Source organism: Zeaxanthinibacter sp. PT1 (assembly GCF_028464225.1).
Taxonomy (GTDB): Bacteria; Bacteroidota; Bacteroidia; order Flavobacteriales; family Flavobacteriaceae; genus Zeaxanthinibacter.
Genome location: NZ_JAQPCN010000006.1, coordinates 140,499 through 147,714, shown reverse-complemented (window position 1 = coordinate 147,714; position 7,216 = coordinate 140,499). Strand labels below are relative to the sequence as shown.

At 44.4% G+C, this 7,216-nt stretch carries 2 protein-coding genes; both read right to left on the bottom strand.

Annotated features, from left to right (window positions below; translation table 11 throughout):
* Positions 1-1,065 precede the first annotated feature (1,065 nt).
* Positions 1,066-2,532, bottom strand: a complete 1,467-nt coding sequence (locus PP178_RS14165) for a glutamate synthase subunit beta (RefSeq protein ID WP_272595011.1) — start codon at positions 2,530-2,532, stop codon at positions 1,066-1,068.
* Positions 2,533-2,540: 8 nt separating this feature from the next.
* Complete coding sequence (gene gltB, locus PP178_RS14160; RefSeq protein ID WP_272595010.1) at positions 2,541-7,046, bottom strand: glutamate synthase large subunit; 4,506 nt, start codon at positions 7,044-7,046, stop codon at positions 2,541-2,543.
* Positions 7,047-7,216 lie beyond the last annotated feature (170 nt).

Sequence of the window (7,216 nt, the reverse complement as noted above, 5' to 3'; positions counted from 1 at the left end):
TCATAGGCCTGGACGGGTTAGCGGTAGAGGGTAATCGGCCGGGGACTCACTAGTCCCTCCCCAGGATCAAGATAATCGTTCTCCCTGCAGAATGCTTGCACCTTAATTAATACGTATACCCTCAGTCCTCAGTCGGGGACTTCCGAGTCCCTCCCCACGATCAAGATAATCGTTCTCCCTGCAGAAAGCTTGCACTAAGACTGATGAAGAAGTGGTGGGCCGGGGATTATCCTAATCCCTCCCCGAGCAAAAGTTAAATGAGTTCCCTGCAGAAAGCTTGCAGATATTAATTTTAAAAATGGTTGACGGGGATCTGACGATCCCTCCCCAGGTTCAAGTTAAATGTTCTCCCTGCAGGAAGCTTGCACTAGCGTTGATAAGACAGCTTGTGGGCCGGGGATTAACCTAATCCCTCCCCAGGATCAATATAATCCGCGTCACTGCAGTAAACCAGCAGTGATGGAACGAATAAAAACCTTAAACTGCAAGCTTATTGCAGCCGGCTAAACTAACTTAAAACCGGGGTGGGATTATAAATCCCCCAAACTTGCCTCATATTATCAAGACGGCCACTGTCCCAATCTTGTTGAGAAATGGAGTTCAGGGTAGTCCCTACTTTATTATCTTGGTGATTAACATTAATCGTAAATATTACCTATCATATAGAGTCTACTCCAAAACCTATATCTCCAAAAACAACAGCCGGGAGTATTACGCTTTTCGATGTCTCACCCATGACCCGATCAAAGCTAGCTTCCTAGTTTAAATACAGGATGGCTAAACAGATTCACACAGTTTTACCCTAATTGTATAAAAAGGGAACACCGCTTAGAAAACAGGCCTTATGAAATAAAAAATGTCTAGGAAAACAGGGTTAAGACAGACTATTGAAGATAATGTTCAATTTGACTAACTGAATTTTAACTCATTACGATCTCAAAAGACCTAAATTGGCATCACTTTTGTAACATCCAAACAGTTTTTGACGAAACCCCGGTAGTCCCCAATGCCGGGAATTATGAAGCCCCGGAATTCCGGGGCTTTTACATGTTTTCTATTTTTAAATTAGACTCGGGGCAGATCACCTTCTCCTTTTAAGGGTAATTCTGAACTCCCCATTAAATAACGATCGACATGATGGGCGGCCTGCCTGCCTTCGGAAATAGCCCATACAATCAAGGATTGTCCCCTACGTTGATCCCCGGCCACAAATACACCAGGCACGTTGGTCTGGTAGTCTTTTGCCGAAGCCTTGATGTTTGTCCTGGGATCTGCTTCTAGTCCCAGTTGCTCCGCAATGGTCATTTCTGACCCGGTAAATCCCAAAGCAAGAAGCGCAAGTTCGCAAGGCCATTCTTTTTCTGTTCCTGGAAGTTCCTTTAAGACCGGTCTTTTCCCATCTTCTTTTTCCCAAACAACATCCGCTGTGATCAGCGATTTGAGATTCCCATTTTTGTCTCCAACGAACTTCTTTGTGGCGATACTAAAAAACCGTTCAGCGCCTTCCTTATGAGACGAGCTGGTTCTTAGCCTCATGGGCCAGAAAGGCCATGGCTGATCTGCCGGGCGCTCTGGGGTGGCCTTACTCAAAATTTCAAAATTACTCACCGATTTAGCACCCTGCCTAAAAGAAGTACCGATACAATCCGAACCAGTATCTCCGCCACCGATTACTATAACATTCTTCCCTTCTGCTAGAATAGGATCCGACGGTTCTTTGGCCCCTGCAACTCTTCTGTTATTCTGGGCTAAGAAATCCATGGCTTGCACAACACCGTTTAATTCAGCTCCTTCTATAGGCAAATTCCGACGTACCGTAGAGCCTCCACATAAAACAATGGCATCAAACTCTGATTGGAGATCACTCGCTTTTTTATCTTTCCCGATATGGGTGTTACACTCAAATGTAATTCCCTCTTCTTCCATCTGCTGCAGTCGACGGTCTATTACCTTCTTCTCCATCTTAAAATCCGGGATTCCATATCGTAATAAACCTCCGGGCTTTTCATCTCTTTCAAAAACAGTAACCAAATGTCCTGCACGGTTAAGTTGTTGTGCGGCGGCGAGGCCCGATGGGCCTGATCCTACAACTGCAATTTTCTTTCCCGTCCTTTCAGCAGGAGGACGGGCTTCTATCCAACCCTTCTCAAATGCTGTTTCTGCGATATTTTTTTCAATATTTTCTATAGATACCGGGTCCTCGTTAATTCCGAGTACACAGGCTTCTTCACATGGCGCCGGACATAATCGCCCCGTGAATTCCGGGAAATTATTAGTAGCATGCAGTATTTCTGATGCCTTTTTCCATTTGCCGCGGTATACAGCATCGTTAAAGTCCGGTATCAAGTTGCCCAGGGGGCATCCGCTGTGACAAAAAGGAATACCACAGTCCATGCATCGCGCTCCTTGCTTTTTAAGTTCATCTTCTTTTAAAGGAATCGTGAATTCCTTAAAATGTGTCACTCGTTCCTTTACCGGTGCGTATTTCTCTACTTTTCGATCGAATTCCAAAAATCCAGTTATCTTTCCCATATCTTCGATTATGTCAATGCTAATTTTTCCTTTTCTAGTCGTATCAAAGCCTGCTTATATTCCTCCGGGAATACCTTTATAAACTTAGGAAGGTATTCATCCCAGCGCTCCAGAATATGCTGTGCTTTTGGGCTCAGAGTGGCGTTGTAATGATTCTCTATCAATTGCCTCAGTGTTGCAATATCTTCATCTTCATCTATCTTAAGCAGGTTAAGTGCCTCCTTGTTACACTGCTTTTCAAAAGTGTAGTCCTCATCCAGGACATAGGCAATTCCACCGCTCATTCCAGCCCCGAAATTCCTGCCTACTTTGCCGAGAATTACGGCGACACCACCAGTCATATATTCGCAACCGTGATCCCCGATTCCCTCCACCACGGCTTTAGCTCCGGAATTCCGAACACAGAATCGCTCCCCGGCCTTTCCATTGATGTAAGCTTCTCCGGATGTTGCACCATAAAGCGCAACATTGCCGATAATGACATTGTTTTCGGGTTGCAAGGTGGATTTATCAGGAACCCGAATGATCAATTTTGCTCCGGACAGTCCTTTCCCCATATAATCGTTTGTATTGCCGCTTACCACCATTGTCAATCCTTTGGTCGCAAAAGCACCGAAACTTTGGCCGGCCGAGCCGTTGAACTGAATTTTAAGGGTGTTTTCCGGTAAGCCCTCAGCTCCATAAATCTTAGAGATTTCGTTACTGATAATCGCTCCTACCGCTCTGTCTGTGTTATGAATTGGGAAATGTAACTGCGTTTTTTCCTTTCGGAATAAAGCAGGGTGTGCTTTTTCTATGATCTTAAATTCGATCGACTCGTTTATATGATGTAGTTGGGGTTGAGTGTTATATAATTTAGTCCCTTCCGGAACTGGCGGTTGGTATAGGATCGGGCTGAGATCGATCCCGTTGGCTTTATAATGTTCAATCGCCTTATTCCTGTCCAGCTTTTGTACCTGGCCTACCATTTCATCCACGGTCCGGAAACCCAGCGAGGCCATAATCTCTCTTAGCTCCTCCGCTATGAAATACATATAATTAACCACATGCTCCGGTTTACCTTCAAATTTCTTCCTGAGCTCCGGGTTCTGGGTCGCGATGCCGACAGGGCAGGTGTTTAAGTGGCAGACCCGCATCATAATACAACCAGATGCAACAAGTGGAGCAGTGGCAAAGCCAAATTCTTCTGCCCCCAGTAAACAAGCAATAGCTACGTCACGGCCAGTTTTTAACTGGCCATCACATTCCAGCCTGATACGGTTTCTCAGGTCATTGAGTACCAGGGTCTGTTGTGCTTCCGCAATACCTAGCTCCCAGGGCAAGCCTGCATGTTTTAAAGAGGTGAGGGGAGAAGCCCCGGTTCCACCATCAAATCCTGATATAAGGATGACATCTGCCTTTGCTTTGGAAACTCCGGCAGCAACAGTGCCTACACCTACTTCAGATACCAGTTTAACGTTGATCCTGGCCTCACGATTAGCGGACTTCAGATCATAGATTAATTGGGAGAGATCTTCAATAGAATAAATATCATGATGGGGTGGGGGTGAAATAAGCCCCACGTATGGTGTAGAATTTCGGGTCTTTGCAATTGAAGGATTTACCTTTGGGCCGGGTAACTGTCCTCCTTCCCCGGGCTTAGCTCCCTGGGCCATTTTAATTTGAATCTCACTCGCATTGGTTAAATAATCTGAGGTCACACCAAAACGACCTGATGCTACCTGCTTGATCGCACTGTTTTTCCAGTCACCAGTCTGGTTCTTATAAAATCGTTCTGCATCCTCTCCTCCTTCACCTGAATTACTTTTACCACCAATCCTGTTCATAGCAATAGCCAGGTTCTCATGGGCTTCTTTACTGATAGATCCATAAGACATGGCCCCGGTCTTAAATCGTTTTACAATCTCGGTCCACGGCTCAACCTGATCAAGCGGGATGGGGTCAAAATTCGAGAATTCAAATAAGCCGCGTATGGTCATAAGGTTCCTGGATTGTTCATTCACCATCTCTGCAAATTCCTTATAGGTATCAGGCTCGTTATTACGGACGGCCTTTTGAAGTTTGGCTACAGACAGCGGGTTGAACATATGCTTTTCACCATCACGTCTCCAGCGGTATTCCCCACCGATCTCAAGATCTAGTTCAGAGGCGATCTTTGATTTTTTAAATGCTTTATGATGTCTTTTGGCAATTTCTTTTTCAATCTCGTATAAACCGATCCCCTGTATACGGGTGGGAGTATTTGGGAAATATTTGTCGACTACCTGGGTATTTAAACCTATACACTCAAATAGCTGGGACCCGCGATAGGAGTTCAAGGTAGAGATACCGATTTTGTTCATGACCTTCAGGATTCCTTTTCCAATAGCCTTGTTATAATTTTTGACGGCTTCCTCAAACTCGAATTCTGTGATATCCTGTTCTTTGATCTGTTCCCCTATAATCTCATTCACGAGGTAAGGATTAATAGCACTTGCGCCAAATCCGAAGAGTAAGGCAAAATGGTGTACTTCCCTTGGTTCTGCAGACTCGATGATAAGGCTCACTTTAGATCGCTTACGAAGTTTTTGAAGTCCGTTACTGACAAAGGAACACCCTAAAACGGCAGGTATAGGGGCGTTGTCCTCATCAACATTCCTGTCGGATAGGATCAGGATGTTTGCTCCCTTTTCAATGGCTTTTTCAGCTTCAGAGAGCATGATATTTAATCCTTCCTCCAATCCATTGTGCCCTTTAGCTACTTGGTAGAGCATGGGGATGGAAACCACTTTATAAAATGGACTGGAATCATAGTTTTTTATTTTATCCTGGTCTTCCTTAGAGATGACGGGATTCTGAATCTTGAGCTTCTGGCAATGTTTATCCGAAAACTCAAATATATTGTGATCACTGCCTAGGGTAAGACTGATGTCTGTGATCAGCTCTTCACGGATTCCATCAAGAGGAGGGTTGGTAACTTGCGCAAAAAGTTGTTTAAAATAGTTGTAGAGCAATTGAGGTCTTTCGGAAAGTACCGCTATAGGAGTATCAGAGCCCATGGAACCAATAGGTTCCTTAGCGGTTTTGGCCATCGGCAATATGATTGTGTTAATATCTTCTAAAGTGTATCCAAAAGCTGCTTTCCGTTGTTCTAATGGAGCTTCGCCAAGGAATAAAGGGCAATCAGTATAGGGGATATCTTTGAGGTGGATAAGGTTTTTATCTAACCATTTCTTATAGGGAAAGCGTTGTGCTATTTCTTCCTTGATCTCTTCATCATTAACGATCCGGCCTTCTTCCATATTAACCAGGAACATCTTACCTGGCTCAAGTCGACCATGCATTTCAATATTTTCAGGCGCAATATCCAGTACACCGGTTTCTGAAGACATGATCACATACCCGTCTTTAGTTACGGAATATCTTGAAGGTCTCAATCCATTTCTATCCAGCACTGCCCCGATGTAATTCCCATCGGTAAAAGGTATGGAAGCAGGTCCATCCCAGGGCTCCATAAGGCAGGAATTAAACTCGTAAAAGGCACGCTTGGCCTCGGACATGTCAGGGTTTTTTTCCCATGCCTCGGGAACTAACATCATCATCACCTCTGGCAACGATCTCCCGGTCATCAATAGTAATTCGACCACCATATCAAGGCTGGCCGAGTCAGATTTTCCCGGTAGTACTACCGGGATGATCTTTTTAATGTCTTCCCCGAAAAGATCGCTTTCTAGTAGTTCTTCACGCGAACGCATCCTGGAAACATTTCCTCTCAGGGTGTTAATTTCACCATTGTGACACATGTAACGGAAGGGCTGTGCGAGGTCCCAGGTTGGGAATGTATTGGTCGAGAATCGCTGGTGTACCAAGGCAAGCCTGGTAACCACCCTGGGGTCTACAAGATCCTCGTAATAGCGATTAATGTCCTCCGGCATCAGCAGACCTTTATATATAATGATGCGGGTAGAAAGGCTTGGTAAATAGAAAAAACCTGCTTCTGAAAGTCTTGAATTCAGGATCTTATGTTCACTGATTTTCCTTGCGCTAAACAGTTTTAGGTTAAAATCAAATTCGCTTTGATCTTCAGACTTACCGATAAAGACCTGTTTTATGAAGGGCTCTGTCTCTATAGCCATTGCCCCGGGAATACTTTTGTTGACAGGGGCATTTCGCCAGCCTAGCAGTTGCAATCCCTGCTTTTTTATTTCTTTTTCAAAAATGTCTATGCAAAAGTTTCGTTGATTTTCTTTTTGCGGAAGGAAGGTATTTGCCACCGCATACTGCCCTGGTTCAGGCAGCTTAAAATCACAGACTTCTGTAAAATATTCATGGGGGATATCAATGAGTATCCCGGCCCCGTCGCCGGTGCGGCCATCTGCGCTCACAGCGCCCCTGTGTTCCAGTTTAACAAGGATCTCCAGGGCCTTGTGGATGATTGTATTAGATTTCTTTCCTTTTAAACTACAGATGAACCCGGCACCACAGTTATCATGTTCAAATTCCGGCAGGTATAACCCTTGTTTCTTTAAAGCCATTGCGTTAAGATATTTGAACTAAAATACCTATATAGTTGACAATTAGTAGGGTAATTGGTCAGAAGTGTGGAAAAAATGCAGGTATTGGAATTAAAGGTTAAATATTTCTCAATACACAAGAATGGCAAGGCTCAAATTAGCATATTGATAATTCCCGTAATCGGCAAAGG

What these genes read in the sequence shown, in the direction of transcription:
- PP178_RS14165 (WP_272595011.1), bottom strand. Translation starts at nt 2,532, where the DNA reads ATGGGAAAGATAACTGGATTTTTGGAATTCGATCGAAAAGTAGAGAAA.
- gltB (WP_272595010.1), bottom strand. Translation starts at nt 7,046, where the DNA reads ATGGCTTTAAAGAAACAAGGGTTATACCTGCCGGAATTTGAACATGAT.